Here is a 14,790-nt window from a genome sequence, read left to right as displayed (position 1 = left end):
AATAATAAACAGGAGTCTAGTTTTTCACTTAGACTCCTTTTCGTTTTGTTCCTTTATCTCCATCAACAGCTCAATGATTTTCTCATTTTGCTCTACCTGTTTCTCTGAATTTTTATAGATGAAACGAACCCATCTAAGTGCAAGAATAATAAGAAACAACGGAAGTATCGAAATTAGAAGACCAATAATTGAAAAATTCGTATACATATACCTCACCTGTTATGAAGTGACCTTTGTCAATAGTTTTTCACCCATAATATTTTTCTTGATGGCATACAAAAGCTTCAGAAATAAGATCTATCGACAGTTAACCACTCTGTTATTCGTGGATTGGTTACCTCAGGTTAATGGTTCGTCGTTAGGCTCTTATAATCTCACTGCGTGGATCACACCTTTTCAAATTCTAATAAATAGCTTGTTTATCAGAATTTCAGCCATGCCAGAAGAGGTGAGTCATAGATAGCCAGACCTGTAATTCACTATCTCTGAAGCTCATCTATGCCATCAATTGATACCTTTGATTTCTAACTATGAATCAATCAACTTCATATCCTTCCCTCTTTATTTTCGGTGAATTTTACCTGTTTCTAATCCCCATATAAAACACCCCAGTTCTCTTGCGATAGCTGTAACGGCAACATTTCTAGGCTTCCCTTGATATATCATGCGATAATATTTTCTTTGTAACCTTTCTACAGCCTGATCCGCATAAGCAATCACTTCGCTTCGTTGCCCTTTTTGTCTTGCTTTCACTCGCTTCGATTTTAATCCGATTGCTCCTTTTACCAACGCATTTGCACATTCTACAAGAGTAGACCTAACGGTCGAATTTCCTTGTTTTGTAATCGAACGTCGACTGATTTTCTCTCCACTTGAGCTTTCGCTTGGCGTCAATCCTACATAAGCCATAAATGCTTTAGCCGTGGGAAAACGAGTGAAGTCTGCAATTTCCACATGAACAGTCATTGCCGATGTTGTATCTATACCTTTTAAGCATCTTAACTTTGCGATTGGTTCTTCGTACCTTTCACGATGAGATAATTCTTCTAATCTCAAACTGAACCGCTCAATTTTATCGACTAGAACATCATACTGTAATAGGTATTCGCCTAACGTTTCTTTGAATAATCCTTGTAGATCAAGATTCTTTAACCATTTCATATAAGCGATTGTCCAGCTTGATTTCCCTTCATACACATAGCCATGTCTTAAAAGGAATGCTTTTATCTGTTGTTTTATTTTTTTCAAAGATGTTTTAAAATCACCTAACATGCGGATATACTCTTTCACGGCAACATCCTCTTCTTCTGGAACATATACTTCTTTATAGGTGCCATTTGCTAAATTAAGAGCAATCATTTTGGCATCGAATTTATCATTTTTCACCATTTTGTTTTTTGATGAACTGTACATTGTTGTGGGAGCTAAAATATCACAATCAATTCCATTTTGTTCAAGAAGATTATGAAGTGAATACCCTAAACAACCAGCCTCATATCCAGCTTTAATTTTTATATCTTCACCATATTTTGTTTTCAGTTTCTCAACGAATTTTTTTACGAGAGATACATTTGAAGCACATCGTGCTTCTCTTACAATTTCCCCAGTTGTTCCGTGTAGTGCACATAAGCTAAAACTTTCCTTGTGGACATCCATCCCAATATATATTATATTTTCCATAGTGGCCTCCTATTATCATAGGGTATAACCCCATTCATAATGTTTTCATTCATTATTATGGGTTAAAATCCCTGACTTGATAATCTAGGAGGTCACTTCATATTATCTCGCTATACACCCTTTCTCCATTTCTCTACTAAAACCTGCAATTTTTTACAAATAAAAAAAGAACCTATCAAACGATAGATTCTTCTTTCGCAAACTGAGTAGAGCGTCCTCTCGTAATCGAGAAAATCGCGCAAAGCAGTGCTAATATAATAAAGCCACCGCCTACCCAAGCGTTATATATAACAGATGATTTTCCAATAACAACTCCGCCTACTGTTGAACCGAGTGCAATTCCTAAATGAATCGCAGAGTTATTTAAACCTTGCTGGATACCAGCTGATTCCGGTGCAATGTCAATTAAATAATTTTGCTGTGCTGGTGAAATCGCCCAGCTCAGCATACTCCAAAGTCCCATCATAATGATGAAGAGTGGGAATGAGAATGTCATTAATGGCAACATGAAGATTGCACATGCAAATACGATAATAATCGAGATAATACTTTTCTTCGATCCCCATTTATCAGCAAGCCATCCACCGAATCCACCGCCGATTACTGCTGCGATTCCGAAAATGAAGTAAAACACACTAATCCAATTTGCTTCAACATGCATAACATCTTTTAAAAACGGTGTTAAATATGCATACAATGTTAAATGCCCCGTTAAAAACAAAAATGATGTTAACTGTGCACTTACAATTTTTTTATCTTTTAAAGTAGCAAGTTGTTCTTTTATTGATAATACCGATGTCGGTGGTACTTTCGTTAAGAACAATGAAATACAAGCAATTGCCATAACTGTTAATACTGAAATCAATACAAATGGCGCACGCCATCCGTATGCATTTCCGAGTACAAGACCGAGCGGTACTCCAAGTACAAGTGATCCACTAATTCCCATAAAAATGATTCCAATTGCACGCGCACGAAAATGCGGTTCTACTACACTAGAAGCAAGTGTTACCGATAGTGCAATAATTAATGAACCACTCGCCGCACAAATAACCCTTGAGAACATTAGCATTCCGTAATTCACACTAAATGCCGAAATAATATTTCCGATTAAGAAAATCGATAATGCTCCAACATACAATGTTTTTCTTTCAAACTTCCCTGTCAAAGCTAATAAAACTGGACCTGACAAAGCAAATACTACCGAAAATATTGTTATAAGCTGACCAGCTGCGCTAATAGATACTCCTAAATCATTGGCAACTAAATCGAGCGTTCCTCCTATAATTAGCTCAACCGTTCCGACTACGAAAGCCGCGATAGCTAAAATATAAACACGAAAATTCAAGTCTTTCCCCACGCTTTCTGTTTTGGTTACTACGACTATAGTAACTAAAACAGAAAGTGGACGCAAGTACAATTTTTTTACAGTAAAAAAGGTAGGCGTATTATACGCCTACCCTTCCATCATTCTGTTTCTTTCTTCTTATTCAAGTACCAATACACCGGAAGTCCCGTAAAGACAATTCCAATTGATAAGAAACAACTTACCGGATCATTAATAATCGCACTACCGATTACAAAGAACGAACCTAAAATCGCAACGATTGGTACGATTGGGAATAACGGTACACTATATGCACGCTCTTTATTCTTATTACGTTTCCTTAAAATGAAGACACCAATAAACGTCATTACATAGAAAATATAAATAATAAATACGGAAATCTCAGATAGCTTATTTGGATCACTAATAATCATTAAAATAATTCCTAAAATGATTTCAACAGTAATCGCATTTGCTGGTGTTTTAAATCTTGGACTTTCCTTTGCAATAAACTTAGAAAATGGAAGTTGTCCACGTTCCGCCATAGACATTGGAATACGTGGGAATGTTAAAATCTTTCCATTTAAACAACCGAAAATAGAAACGATAATACCGATACTAATAATTTTCCCGCCATATTCTCCAAGTAACATGCCCGCAGCTGTCGCTGTTGCATTTTCTCCAAGGTCTACAATTTTCGCTGCTGGTAATACATTTAATAACGCCAAGTTAATTAATACGTATGCAGCTGTTACAATTAAAATCCCAACTGTCATTGCTTTCGGTAATAACTTTGTTGGATTCTTCATTTCTCCACCAATCGAAGCAAGTAAAATCCAGCCGTCATAAGCAAATAACGTTGCTAAAATTGCCATACCGATACTTTGATTTTCTGATATCGGCACTACTACGTTAAAAATATCACTGTTTCCTTTCCAAAAACCTAACACGACAATTAATACAATCGGAATCATTTTCCCAATTGTCGTGATTGTTTGAACGATACCTCCGTATTTTGTTCCCATACTATTTACAAAGCCAAGGAACACAACTGTTCCGATTGCGATTGGTAAATTCCACACTTTATCTAAATAGAAAAAATTAATCATTAAAGAACTAAAGTATAAACCTAATGTTCCGATAATAGCTGGTCCATAAACAATTGTTTGCATCCAGCCTGATAAATATCCCCAAAAACTTCCGTAAATCTCCTCTAAATACGTATACAACCCACCATTTTTCGGGATTTGCGCTCCAATTTCGGCTACTGTTAAACCACTTGCTAACGTCAACAGACCACCAATTACCCAAGCAAGAATGGCCATATTAGAACTCCCTGAGTAATCTAATACGCTTCCTGGTTTCATAAATACACCAGACCCGATAATCGTTCCTACTACGATAGAAAGTGCTACTGTTAAACCAATTTTGTTCTTCTCATCATGATGCATGCTGCGTATCCTCCTTCCAATTCTAGTGTGATGCAAAAATGAAATAAAAAAACACTCCTCCCTAAAAAAGGGACGAGTGTTGTATTCGTGGTTCCACCCTTGTTTCAATTCGCAAAGTAACACACTTCACCAATTTCTCAAGTCTAAATAACGGTTTTTGCCGGCAAGCAATTACTAGATGTTCGTTCACTGCTGCAGTTCAGAGGTGGTAATCTATTTTTCCGTATTAGGAAGCTCACAGCCAAAGGCTTCCCTCTCTGGGAATCGTAAAAAATTAATCGTGTCCTCATCATCACTTCTTGATGTCGAATTTTGTAGTTATTGTTCATTATATTGAATTGTTAGAAAAAATCAATATATTTTTTTATATAACATAGGAAATATTTCTCTTCTTATATTATAACAGAAGATACAAAACTTCTCTAATTCCCTAAAAATGGTATAATTCATTTAGGAGGTGTACCAATAATGATTGCTGTCTTTTGTATCATCGCTACGTTTCTCTCTGTTCTATTCGCTATCATGTATCGAAACAAGTATCCTGTTTATAGCATTTTAGCGGTAGCTATTATACCAGCTGTTTCCTTCTACGTATTGGGTAAATATCAATATACGGAAGTGTTTATCGGTTTTGCAATCTTCTACTGCGTCTTCGGATACATACTAACAATGAAAAGAATCTTATTGAATCATTAAAAGAGACCGATTTCTATAAGTAGAAATCGGTCCTCGCATGTACCTTCCGGTTGCCCCACGAAAGATACATAAATCAATTATTTATCTTCTTTTTTCATAAAAAACTTGTGATGCGGAAGATCCACATTTAATTCCTCTAATTGTTTCTTTTCATTGTCTAAAATCGCTTTTGCTTTTGTTTTTGTTGCTTCATCTAATCCCGCAAAGATGTCTTCACGCTTCTCTTTTTCTGGAAGTTTCACACCTAATTTTGTTAATTCTTCTTTTGCTTGCTCATGCGTTAATTTTCCAGATTTCTTTTGCTCTAAAATCGACTTCGCTTTCTCTTTCGCCTGTTCATCTAAGTTAGCAAACATGTCTCCATGCTTACCTTTCTCCGGCATTTTCACGCCTAACTTTGTTAATTCCTCTTTTGCTTGCTCATGCGTTAATTTTCCAGATTTCTTTTGCTCTAAAATCGACTTCGCTTTTGCTTTCGCCTGATCATCTAAGTTAGCAAACATGTCTCCATGTTTACCTTTCTCCGGCATTTTCACGCCTAGCTTTGTTAATTCCTCTTTTGCTTGCTCATGCGTTAATTTTCCAGATTTCTTTTGCTCTAAAATCGACTTCGCTTTTGCTTTCGCCTGATCATCTAATCCTGCAAACATGTCTTTACGCTTCTCTTTCTCCGGAAGCTTTACACCTAGTTTCTCTAACTGTTTCTTTGTATCGTCCATAATTGTTTTTACTTTTTGTTTTGTAGCGTCATCCAAATCCTTTTTCGCCGTTTTTGTAGACTGTTCAGCTGCTGGAGTATTCGTTGCCGCGAATGCCGGAATACCGACTCCTCCAATGATTCCGAATGATAAAGCACCTGCAATTGCTAAATACCCAACTGTTTTCTTCTTCATAGGAAATTTCCTCCTTCATATTTCTAAAGCATGTACACTTTCGTATACAATGCCAATAGTAATGTTGGTTTCTTAAAATTCCCTTAACGTTTCGAATAAAAAACACCGCTCATAATGAGCGGTGTTTCTCTATGCTTTTTGTAATTGTAACTCTTCACGTTCCATTATTTTTCTTAATACGATTGTTTGTGTCATTGTAAATAAGTTACCTGTTATCCAGTACAATACAAGTCCTGATGGCGCCGCAAACCCCATAAATAGAATCATTGCCGGCATCATAATTTGCTGTATCTTTAGCATCTGTACTTGTTCTCCAGGTGTAATATTAGATTGGAAAACTTTCATCTGAATAAATGTCGTTAACGCTGCAATAATCGGTAATATATGATATGGATCTGCATGTCCTAAGTTCACCCATAAAAAAGAAGATGTGCGAATCTCTTCCGTTCTGCTAATCGCATAATACAAAGCAGAGAAAATCGGCATTTGTATAAAAATTGGCCAGCAACCAGCAAGTGGATTCCAACCGCCTGATTTCATTAGCTCTGACATTTCTTTTTGATACTGCTTTTGTTTTTCAAGATCTTTGCCTACATCACCGTACTTTTTCTTTAGCTTCTGCAATTCAGGTTGCATTTTCTTCATTTTCGCTTGGCTACGATATTGTGAAACAGCTAATGGAATCATCGCTGAACGAATAACGAGCGTCATAATAATGATTGCAATCCCAAAGCTAGCTCCAGGTATATGATGAGCAACAAATTGAATCATAAACGAGATTGGATATACGAAATAATGATCCCAAATCCCAGTACTATGTGCATCAATTGGGGCTGCATTACTGCAGCCAGATAAAACAAAAACAAGTAATAATGATAAACTAACGAGCACAGCTCGGTATGATTTTAACATGTTCATTCCTCCAATGTTTCGTAATTATTTAGCGAAACATTGGTGTATACGGACCGACCTCATCATTCTCTTCACTTGATTCTTGTCTACGTACAGAACGAATCATTCCATATTTATAAAAAATAGAAAATAGCGGTACATTTCCCGCACTATCTTCACATGTATCAACTAACGCAAAAGCTCTTTGTCTACCGCTTGATGCTTGTTGACGCACAAAGCGAGAAACATTAGCAAGGAAGAAAACTTCTAATAAACAAAGTGCCGTCGTTACAAACGATATATATAAAATTGCATCCTGCAATAAAAATTCCATCGCTTCACATCCTTAATAAGGTCATTTTAGCACATTAGGCAAACATTCTCTATTTCCTTTTATTTTCAAAAAAAGTATTTTGCATATTTTCTCAAGAAAACAATAATTAAGAAACGTTGTATTCGCTTTCTTTAGTATATTCACGCACATCAATGAATAGGCTTGATTTATTAGAAATTTATAAAATTTTTGCATTATAATAAAACTATTGCCAGTTTTTGAAAAAACCTTTATTCTCTTCTTGTAATCAAAAATGAATATGGAGATGAAACATACTATGGGTCAACTAGGAGACGCCGATTACGTTCCCGACACCGCCTTTTTATCCTTCCCAGCAGCTAAAACATTTCATTTAGAATTTATGATACAGTTGGTTGTTATTTTTATAGCTTCTATTTTGTATGCAATTTCTATGAATATGTTTTTTATCCCGCATAATATGATTAGCGGTGGATTCGCTGGTGTAGGGATGATTATCGGTTATTTAATGCACTACAATATCGGTGCACTTATCTTTTTACTAAACATTCCTCTTCTTATTTTAAGTCACTTTTACTTAGGCAAGAAGACAACCTTTTTAACAGCGTACTTTGTAGCTGTGTCATCTTTAGCGATGAATATTATCCCGGTACACCAAGTTTCAGACGATATTTTACTTTCTTCTGTATTCGGTGGTGTTATCTGCGGAGCAGCTTCAGGAATTATATTCCGATTTGCTTCTTCAACAGGTGGTTTTGATGTTGTTGGATTGATTGTAGCAAAATATCGAGATGTTTCAATTGGAGCAATCATATTTGTATTCAACTTAATCTTACTTGTCGCAGCAGGTTTTATTTTCGGATGGGATATTACACTTTATACGTTAATTAGTCGATTTGTAGTCAGCAAAGTTATCGATGCTGTGCATACGAAACATATTAAATTAACGATAATGACTATTACAGAAAAAGGCGAGGAAATAAAAAGCGCACTACTACATCACGGCATACGCGGGGTGACAATGGTAGACGCTGTCGGCGGCTATACAAACCATAAGAAAAAAATGATTTACACTGTCGTGACTCGCTATGAGTTAGGCGAAATGAAACGTATTATCCGTCAAGTGGATAACAAAGCATTTATGAACATTACTGAAACAGTTGAAATTGTCGGCCGTTTCAAACGTATATAAAAAAGGTTAATACATTAAAGGGCATAACATATTAGTCATATATACTATGTTATGCCCTTTGTTATTCAACTAACGCACCCTTTAGCATAATAAAATCACGAAGTTTATTACTACAAATCGGAGGATAACATTCCATATACAAAACTATCTGTCCATTCATTTTTATTCCAAAAATCTTGTATGAAATGGGCTTCCTTTCTCATACCTATTCGTTCACACAATTTTTTTGAAGCTGTATTACGTGCATCAAGATTAGCTTGTATACGATGTACATTACATTCATTAAATAATTTAAACACCAAACTACTTACTGCTTCTGTTGCCAAACCTCTTCCAACTACTTCATTTGAAAAACTATAACCAATCTCAACAGTATCCTTCATATTTGTGTACCATACGGATAAGTCACCAACTACTTTAGTCTTGTATATAACTGCCAAACTTAATATTGATTCTTCAGTAAGTGCATTGTTTGCTAGCTTCTTATTAAATCTTTTCTGCATGTCTTCATGAGTCCACTTATTATGTAATAGGAACTTACATGTATCATCATTATTATAAATAGCAAATACATCCTGTAAATCAGTACTCTTAAAAGGTCTAATTATTAATCTTTCTGTTGTGATCTCCAAGTTAGCTCCCCTCCCTTACATTCATGCTACAAAACATTTTTTATTGTATTTAAGCCTCCTTCTTAGATCTCACCTTGATTACATATTTCATCATAATAAATTAAAATCCTTCTTCCACTAAACTGCATTGTTAATGGTATTTCCTTACGCTTTTTATTTTTTACACTTATTACAAAATCAGATAATTCTATTATTATGTCCCTAAATGTGTTATAATGAAAGCAGACTCACAAAAAAAGAGTATATAGACTTGGAAGTTTCTCTTATTTTACAAGCAAAAAGAAACGAGCAGTCGGGTATATTTCAGACACCATACACGTAACGGTTTAAACAACCGATCATCTTAGTTACTCTTCAATGATCTTTTTATAAAAAGATACGTACAATTAAAACTCACTTCAATATACTATACCTACCTTTTTGACTTCCAAATCATCTTATTACATAGGGAGATGAACATATGAATCAATATATACGATATACAATAGCTGTCCTGTTTGCTATTATCGGCGGTACGATTTGTTTCTGGACAAACACACAGCTTGGAGAGAATATCATTTTTAATGGAATCGAAACACTTGTAAGCGCTTCAATTTTAGGCGGATACATTTACTTCCTCTTCAATCCAGAAGAAAATGCTCAGAAAACAATGTTATTAACAATGATCGGTATCGTTGGTGGATGTATTTCCTACTCAATGACAAACTATACATTACCACTTCAATTAAGCTCAGCTTTCTTCCACGGTCTATGGACTTGGTTCATTGCATTCTGCCTAGCAGACGTATTCAACCTATTACAAGACAATGAAGAAGATAGCGGTCGCCAAATCGAAAGTAACTCTTAAGCTGGAAGATACTCTTCCAGCTTTTTTATGTTGGTTTGCATATCCCCGCATCACGATAAAAAGAAGTTACCCTCACGGCAACTTCTTTTCCATATACCCCACTTCGTATTCACTAAAATATATCAACGATTTTTCAAATATATCGATTGTTTCTCCACTTATATCAACGATTTTTTCATTATATCAACGATTCGGCACAGGATATCGATTTACCGACATCCTTCGACACTCAAAACGCACAACATACCCTATCCCCCAAGCAACTTACTGCCGAACTCTACGATTAAAAAGATAATTAATAGGATCGCGAGTATCTTTAATGCTACATATGCCACTTTAAAAACAACATAAATGAGCAAGACTATCAAAATAATTGATAAGATTTCCATATTTACTTCCTCCAAGCTTTGCTCTTCTTATCTCATTTTACTCGCCCTAGGCTGTTTATGGAACGGCATAAGATGACATATAAAAAAGAGGATACCTCACCCATCGTAAGATACCCTCTCTTTCAGCTGCTTAAACCATTCTCTTTCTAATTGTAAATATCCCATCTCACTCTTCTCGGCGCTCTTTAATTCTTGATCGGCTTTCTTCATATAAGTACGGGACGCTTCCATATTGCCCTCTACATATTTAATAATCCCTTGTGTACGGTAATATCCACTTAGGTCCATTTTTGTAATAGCCTTTGCATGTTCCTTTGCTTCTTGCAAAGAAAGACTATCCATCTGATAAAGGGCTTTATATAAAAGGTACCAACTATGAAAACTACTAACGAAAAACTTATTTTCTTTCGTTACAGGTAATTGAACAATTCGTTCTATATACGGTATCGCTCTTTCCATTCCCTCTTGATCTGCACGAGCAAAAAAGACGAGCATAAGTCTACTCATTATCTCCCTTATCCCTTTATTCTCTTTTATTTTCTCCTCACTAAGTTCTACTAATCTTTCATCCCAATCTTTCGGTCTTTTATAACTAAATAACTCACTCGATATTTGAATCTCATATAAGTGATTTCTAGCTCTTTCATCATCTTTAATTAAAATAAGAAATTGCATCCCATCACTCATAAGCATTCCTTTTATCGGCACAATTGTAACCGCAAAGATTGCAAAATGGAAAAAGGAAAAATATAAAAGATATTGATAATAACTCACCATGTATATGTAACCGGAAGTAATACCAAATAGTAAACTCGTAATCGGTCCACCTAAAGTGAGCCACGCCCACTTTTTCGAAAGATTCGGTGTCTCTATAGAAGGTGGTACTAATGTTGCAACACCTCCAAAGTACGCCCATAATTTATTTTCTCGAATGCGTAATTTTCCCTTTTCTTTTTGAATAGTAATGGGTCCTACTGTCATAAATTTAAATGTTAAACCACCTATTACACCAAATACTACATGTCCTAGCTCATGAATGGCTAACACTAACAATGAAATTCCAACTATTGCCCATAGGTTCAAAATTACTTCTAATTTCCCAGTTCGGATTACTCCGTATAAAATGGACAGAATTAGCGCCACTGTCATTGAGCCAGCTGGCCTTCTTAAAATATCCACCTTTTTCTCCCCTTAATAAATCATTTTTCTCTGCATTTCGTACATGAACTTCCCGAGATGCAATATCCAAATAAATGAGATTAAGCCAATTAATACAAAATCGATATCACTAGCAGCTGTATATATAACGGCAGCCCACCATACATATGCCAATATTGTATTCGTAAATTCATACGCTTTATATCCAGCCTCATGCACAATGTGCTTTAATCCTTCATCTGCGTTTTTCGTCCACATTTTCATAGATTCCATATACGTTACACCTTGTTCAGGGTATAGCTTATTATAACGATTTTTTGTTATGAGCCCGATAATCACTACAGTAGTTAAACAAACAATAGAAGCTACTAAATTCCACACCGCAAATGAAACATTAGTATCCTGCAACAGTGCACGTCTACATGTAATAACTGCATATACAAACCATGCCTGCGTCACTATATCACCTACACGTAAATATATACTTATAATGCCTAATTTTCTGCCTTGTACGCTCTCTTCTTCATCGCGTGCCTCCGCTAACATACGCGTATTCTTCCAAGTGTAGTACATCATTAAGATTCCAAAAATAGTACATATGCCTATAAATGTATTGGATGATAATTTTCTCGGTTCATCCGAGAGTAAATTTAAAGCTATATAAGACGTTAAAAAGCCACCCATCATACTTAATGCTATTTTCCCCACAGAATCAAATTGTTTTTTTCGTTTACTCTTCATCATCCTCTTCCCCCTCCACTAACGTGAATATTTCCTCCACCGATACATTGAAAATTTGTGCGATTTTTAACGACAATACAATAGATGGTGCATAATCCCCGCGCTCAATTAAACTAATCGTTTGCCGTGATGATCCAATCGCTTTCCCTAAATCCCCTTGTGATAAACGATGCTTTGCTCGCAATTCCCTCACTCGATTTTGAAGCTTCATGTCTTCCCTCTTTTTCATTTATTTAATTAAAATTGTAAATAATATCCTTATTTTTGTCAATTATAATTGTCATTACGACTATAATAATTGACAAGATACTTATTTCTTATCCTGTATCAAATTCCTATAAAGAATGTAAAATGTGCATTAAACATAGTCTTAACAATAAAATAAAAAAGGCAGTGCTTTTGCACTGCCTTCCTAAATTCTGACATAGAATGGATTTCATATTAGCTTGCGTTTTGTAGTAATACTCGTTTTAACTGTTTGCGGAAACGAACACCTAACGTAATTGCTACGATAACGATAACTCCAACAATGATTTTACCGATATGATCTTCTAGCACTCCAAAGATGTCATGTAAGTTTCCACCTAACCAGTAACCACCGATTAAGAAGAATGATACCCAAAATAGAGCGCCTGAATAAATTGTAATGGCAAAACGACGGAATGGTAAATTAATAATTCCTGCAAAGTATCCTGTGAAATGACGTACACCAGGAATAAAGAAACCAATAAAAATCAGGAAGTACCCATACTTATCAAACCACATTCTCGTTAAATCAATTTTTCTTTGTGTTAAAAATACGTATTTTCCATACTTTTGAATGAAAGGCATACCTAATTTATTTCCTAAAAAGTATTGAATCGTCATTCCTACACTTGTCCCAATAAAGGATAGAATGATTAAAATCGGTAAACTTAAATCACCCTTCTGCGCTAAAAATCCCGCATATGCTAATGTGGGCTCTCCCGGAAACGGAAGTGCAATATATTCTAACAGCAAGCCGACAAGTACAACATAGTACCCGTATTGCTGAAATAATTCATGAATCCATTCCATGTCATCTCTCCTTTCAATCACGTACAACTTCTTACTATTATTGTATAAAAAAATTGTCGAAATAACTATCACAATAGCTTACATTTTTATTACATTTTTGTAAGGGTCACACTAATGATTTCCGTTCTTTATTAATTAGTAAAAATCATTTTTTAAGTCGAAATAACAAAAAGACGCATTAATATCATGCAAGTTTTATCCATTTTTTAACACTTAAAAACCCCTCTAATTTTGTTCTCAATAAAAAACCACCACAAACTCATCCTAACTTCATATTAGCTTCATATACGTATTGTAAGATTATATCGGAATTTGTTGAAAAATTTAACCAATATATGACTAAGCATTAATTTGAATAAATATAAGTCGTTTTCGAAATTGAAAAAAGGGTGAATACGAAATGGAAGCATATAAAATGCACGATTTTATTAATACAAATGTTGAATCTCATCAAAATGAAACCGTTTTTAATTTACACATGTGTGAAACAAGTGAATTTGACGTAAGTTTAACAAAATCTACAACACTATCTTTTATCGTTTCAAAAAAGAATATTAAAATTGTCACGAAAAAATGGATTAATTCAAATCAAGAAAGCATGATTGGCAAAAGCTACATCATTCCAACAAAAGCTTTTCATTATTTCTTACCAATCATTTCTGAAAATGAAGATGAGCTAAATATTCAAGTTCAAAGTTTTGGACTACGTGGTGAGCTTTTATTAAATGAAAGATTACTTATTGATAAAAACAACAAACACAACAGCAAAATCACTGCATTCTTTGAAACATTAGATGAAAATGTAAATAAAGCTTTACGAGGATTACAACTTCATTGTATGTAAGACTATTACGATAGTAAAAGGAGAATAACAATGAAAAAATTATTATTAAGCGCACTATTATCATTAGGATTTTTAACTCTTCCATTCGCTAGCGCAGAGGCCGCTACAACGAAAGATCAATTAATCGTAAACACTCAGTTAAATAAAATGGATTATTATCAGGATGGAAAATTTATAAAAAGTTTTACTGTCGCTACTGGAAAAGCAGCAACACCTACACCTAAAGGAACTTTTCAAATCGTAAATAAAATTAAAAACCGCCCTTATTATACAGGCAAAATTAAAGGCGGCGATCCACGTAATCCACTTGGTGACCGTTGGCTCGGATTAAATATGGCAGGAACTTACGGAACAACTTATGCAATTCACGGAACTAACAATAATCAAGCAATCGGCAAAGCAACAACACTTGGTTGTATTCGTATGTATAACAATGATATACACTGGTTATTTGAGCGCGTTCAGCAGCAAGCTACTGTCACTGTAAAATAGCCTAAAAACAAGATTTATGTGTAGCCAAGAATTTTATGTCTTGGCTTATTTTATTTATTCATTTACAGTAGCAAAACAACTGTATTTACATATATAATAGGAATAGATTTGATTAGCTGATATTTAAACATTGATAAACGTAGATATTAAAATTATACAGTTATAATGTTTTATAAATTTTATAATAC

At 34.8% G+C, this 14,790-nt stretch carries 18 protein-coding genes and 1 other annotated feature; of the genes, 5 read left to right on the top strand and 13 right to left on the bottom strand.

What is annotated here, in order from left to right; all coding sequences use genetic code 11:
• Positions 1-24: 24 nt before the first annotated feature.
• From MHI28_RS21515 to MHI28_RS21500, 4 genes are all read right to left on the bottom strand, one after another.
• The gene (locus MHI28_RS21515) at positions 25-207 is read right to left on the bottom strand and encodes a hypothetical protein (protein ID WP_000288469.1); all 183 of its coding nucleotides are present in this window, start codon (positions 205-207) and stop codon (positions 25-27) included.
• 354 nt (positions 208-561) lie between these two features.
• The gene (locus MHI28_RS21510; RefSeq protein ID WP_277548338.1) at positions 562-1,680 is read right to left on the bottom strand and encodes an IS110 family transposase; all 1,119 of its coding nucleotides are present in this window, start codon (positions 1,678-1,680) and stop codon (positions 562-564) included.
• 175 nt (positions 1,681-1,855) lie between these two features.
• Entirely contained in the window at positions 1,856-3,040 is a 1,185-nt protein-coding gene (locus MHI28_RS21505; RefSeq protein WP_142287130.1) for an MFS transporter, read from the bottom strand.
• A gap of 107 nt (positions 3,041-3,147) precedes the next feature.
• Positions 3,148-4,458 (bottom strand): APC family permease, encoded by a 1,311-nt coding sequence (locus tag MHI28_RS21500; RefSeq protein ID WP_000546308.1) that lies wholly within the window; start codon positions 4,456-4,458, stop codon positions 3,148-3,150.
• A 65-nt stretch (positions 4,459-4,523) separates the two neighbouring features.
• Positions 4,524-4,760: a binding site (T-box leader), on the bottom strand.
• Positions 4,761-4,926: 166 nt separating this feature from the next.
• Between MHI28_RS21500 and MHI28_RS21495 the strand changes: the two genes are divergently transcribed.
• On the top strand, positions 4,927-5,154 hold the full coding sequence (locus MHI28_RS21495) for a hypothetical protein (protein ID WP_000562247.1): 228 nt from the start codon (positions 4,927-4,929) through the stop codon (positions 5,152-5,154).
• A 77-nt stretch (positions 5,155-5,231) separates the two neighbouring features.
• On the opposite strand, the gene MHI28_RS21490 is transcribed toward MHI28_RS21495, so the two are convergent.
• The 3 genes from MHI28_RS21490 to MHI28_RS21480 all read right to left on the bottom strand — a co-directional run bounded on the left by MHI28_RS21490 (position 5,232) and on the right by MHI28_RS21480 (position 7,272).
• Positions 5,232-6,047 (bottom strand): hypothetical protein, encoded by an 816-nt coding sequence (locus MHI28_RS21490; protein ID WP_033795323.1) that lies wholly within the window; start codon positions 6,045-6,047, stop codon positions 5,232-5,234.
• 129 nt (positions 6,048-6,176) lie between these two features.
• Entirely contained in the window at positions 6,177-6,959 is a 783-nt protein-coding gene (yidC, locus tag MHI28_RS21485) for a membrane protein insertase YidC (RefSeq protein WP_000920528.1), read from the bottom strand.
• A 28-nt stretch (positions 6,960-6,987) separates the two neighbouring features.
• A complete protein-coding gene (locus tag MHI28_RS21480; protein ID WP_000394930.1) occupies positions 6,988-7,272 on the bottom strand; it encodes a hypothetical protein in 285 nt (94 codons plus the stop codon).
• Between the two features lie 277 nt (positions 7,273-7,549).
• Here MHI28_RS21480 and MHI28_RS21475 point away from each other — a divergent pair, with 277 nt between their 5' ends.
• Positions 7,550-8,443 carry a YitT family protein gene (locus MHI28_RS21475; RefSeq protein ID WP_000530044.1) on the top strand — a complete coding sequence of 298 codons (894 nt, stop codon included), beginning with the start codon at positions 7,550-7,552 and terminating at the stop codon, positions 8,441-8,443.
• Between the two features lie 110 nt (positions 8,444-8,553).
• Here MHI28_RS21475 and MHI28_RS21470 read toward each other — a convergent pair whose 3' ends face one another.
• Positions 8,554-9,075 carry a GNAT family N-acetyltransferase gene (locus MHI28_RS21470; protein WP_000406909.1) on the bottom strand — a complete coding sequence of 174 codons (522 nt, stop codon included), beginning with the start codon at positions 9,073-9,075 and terminating at the stop codon, positions 8,554-8,556.
• A 460-nt stretch (positions 9,076-9,535) separates the two neighbouring features.
• On the opposite strand from MHI28_RS21470, the gene MHI28_RS21465 reads away from it, so the two are divergent.
• Complete coding sequence (locus MHI28_RS21465; protein ID WP_001077773.1) at positions 9,536-9,922, top strand: DUF3938 domain-containing protein; 387 nt, start codon at positions 9,536-9,538, stop codon at positions 9,920-9,922.
• Between the two features lie 248 nt (positions 9,923-10,170).
• On the opposite strand, the gene MHI28_RS21460 is transcribed toward MHI28_RS21465, so the two are convergent.
• The 5 genes from MHI28_RS21460 to MHI28_RS21440 all read right to left on the bottom strand — a co-directional run bounded on the left by MHI28_RS21460 (position 10,171) and on the right by MHI28_RS21440 (position 13,266).
• A complete protein-coding gene (locus tag MHI28_RS21460) occupies positions 10,171-10,311 on the bottom strand; it encodes a DUF3985 family protein (RefSeq protein ID WP_000404758.1) in 141 nt (46 codons plus the stop codon).
• Positions 10,312-10,407: 96 nt separating this feature from the next.
• Positions 10,408-11,460: a hypothetical protein gene (locus MHI28_RS21455; RefSeq protein WP_002083694.1), complete on the bottom strand. Its 1,053-nt coding sequence runs from the start codon at positions 11,458-11,460 to the stop codon at positions 10,408-10,410.
• Between the two features lie 42 nt (positions 11,461-11,502).
• Positions 11,503-12,210 (bottom strand): DUF3169 family protein, encoded by a 708-nt coding sequence (locus tag MHI28_RS21450; RefSeq protein ID WP_000837717.1) that lies wholly within the window; start codon positions 12,208-12,210, stop codon positions 11,503-11,505.
• The gene (locus MHI28_RS21445; protein ID WP_000776170.1) at positions 12,200-12,421 is read right to left on the bottom strand and encodes a helix-turn-helix transcriptional regulator; all 222 of its coding nucleotides are present in this window, start codon (positions 12,419-12,421) and stop codon (positions 12,200-12,202) included. The genes MHI28_RS21450 and MHI28_RS21445 overlap by 11 nt, the downstream gene beginning before the upstream one ends.
• Before the next feature lie 230 nt (positions 12,422-12,651).
• Positions 12,652-13,266, bottom strand: coding sequence for a DedA family protein (locus MHI28_RS21440; RefSeq protein ID WP_000454764.1), 615 nt, complete (start codon positions 13,264-13,266; stop codon positions 12,652-12,654).
• A gap of 400 nt (positions 13,267-13,666) precedes the next feature.
• Between MHI28_RS21440 and MHI28_RS21435 the strand changes: the two genes are divergently transcribed.
• Both MHI28_RS21435 and MHI28_RS21430 read left to right on the top strand, forming a co-directional pair.
• Complete coding sequence (locus tag MHI28_RS21435; protein ID WP_000388763.1) at positions 13,667-14,110, top strand: DUF3978 domain-containing protein; 444 nt, start codon at positions 13,667-13,669, stop codon at positions 14,108-14,110.
• Between the two features lie 30 nt (positions 14,111-14,140).
• Positions 14,141-14,602, top strand: coding sequence for a L,D-transpeptidase (locus MHI28_RS21430; protein WP_000735061.1), 462 nt, complete (start codon positions 14,141-14,143; stop codon positions 14,600-14,602).
• Positions 14,603-14,790: the final 188 nt, after the last annotated feature.

Source organism: Bacillus sp. FSL K6-0268 (assembly GCF_038005425.1).
Classification (GTDB): Bacteria; Bacillota; Bacilli; order Bacillales; family Bacillaceae_G; genus Bacillus_A; species Bacillus_A thuringiensis_S.
Note: the sequence above shows the minus strand (reverse complement) of the source record. Positions and strands in the feature narration are given on the sequence as shown.

Excerpts from the sequence above, each read along its gene's own strand:
- MHI28_RS21515 (WP_000288469.1), bottom strand. The coding sequence starts at position 207 with ATGTATACGAATTTTTCAATTATTGGTCTTCTAATTTCGATACTTCCG.
- MHI28_RS21510 (WP_277548338.1), bottom strand. The coding sequence starts at position 1,680 with ATGGAAAATATAATATATATTGGGATGGATGTCCACAAGGAAAGTTTT.
- MHI28_RS21500 (WP_000546308.1), bottom strand. The coding sequence starts at position 4,458 with ATGCATCATGATGAGAAGAACAAAATTGGTTTAACAGTAGCACTTTCT.
- MHI28_RS21495 (WP_000562247.1), top strand. The coding sequence starts at position 4,927 with ATGATTGCTGTCTTTTGTATCATCGCTACGTTTCTCTCTGTTCTATTC.
- MHI28_RS21490 (WP_033795323.1), bottom strand. The coding sequence starts at position 6,047 with ATGAAGAAGAAAACAGTTGGGTATTTAGCAATTGCAGGTGCTTTATCA.
- yidC (WP_000920528.1), bottom strand. The coding sequence starts at position 6,959 with ATGTTAAAATCATACCGAGCTGTGCTCGTTAGTTTATCATTATTACTT.
- MHI28_RS21480 (WP_000394930.1), bottom strand. The coding sequence starts at position 7,272 with ATGGAATTTTTATTGCAGGATGCAATTTTATATATATCGTTTGTAACG.
- MHI28_RS21475 (WP_000530044.1), top strand. The coding sequence starts at position 7,550 with ATGGGTCAACTAGGAGACGCCGATTACGTTCCCGACACCGCCTTTTTA.
- MHI28_RS21465 (WP_001077773.1), top strand. The coding sequence starts at position 9,536 with ATGAATCAATATATACGATATACAATAGCTGTCCTGTTTGCTATTATC.
- MHI28_RS21460 (WP_000404758.1), bottom strand. The coding sequence starts at position 10,311 with ATGGAAATCTTATCAATTATTTTGATAGTCTTGCTCATTTATGTTGTT.
- MHI28_RS21455 (WP_002083694.1), bottom strand. The coding sequence starts at position 11,460 with ATGACAGTGGCGCTAATTCTGTCCATTTTATACGGAGTAATCCGAACT.
- MHI28_RS21450 (WP_000837717.1), bottom strand. The coding sequence starts at position 12,210 with ATGAAGAGTAAACGAAAAAAACAATTTGATTCTGTGGGGAAAATAGCA.
- MHI28_RS21445 (WP_000776170.1), bottom strand. The coding sequence starts at position 12,421 with ATGAAGCTTCAAAATCGAGTGAGGGAATTGCGAGCAAAGCATCGTTTA.
- MHI28_RS21440 (WP_000454764.1), bottom strand. The coding sequence starts at position 13,266 with ATGGAATGGATTCATGAATTATTTCAGCAATACGGGTACTATGTTGTA.
- MHI28_RS21435 (WP_000388763.1), top strand. The coding sequence starts at position 13,667 with ATGGAAGCATATAAAATGCACGATTTTATTAATACAAATGTTGAATCT.
- MHI28_RS21430 (WP_000735061.1), top strand. The coding sequence starts at position 14,141 with ATGAAAAAATTATTATTAAGCGCACTATTATCATTAGGATTTTTAACT.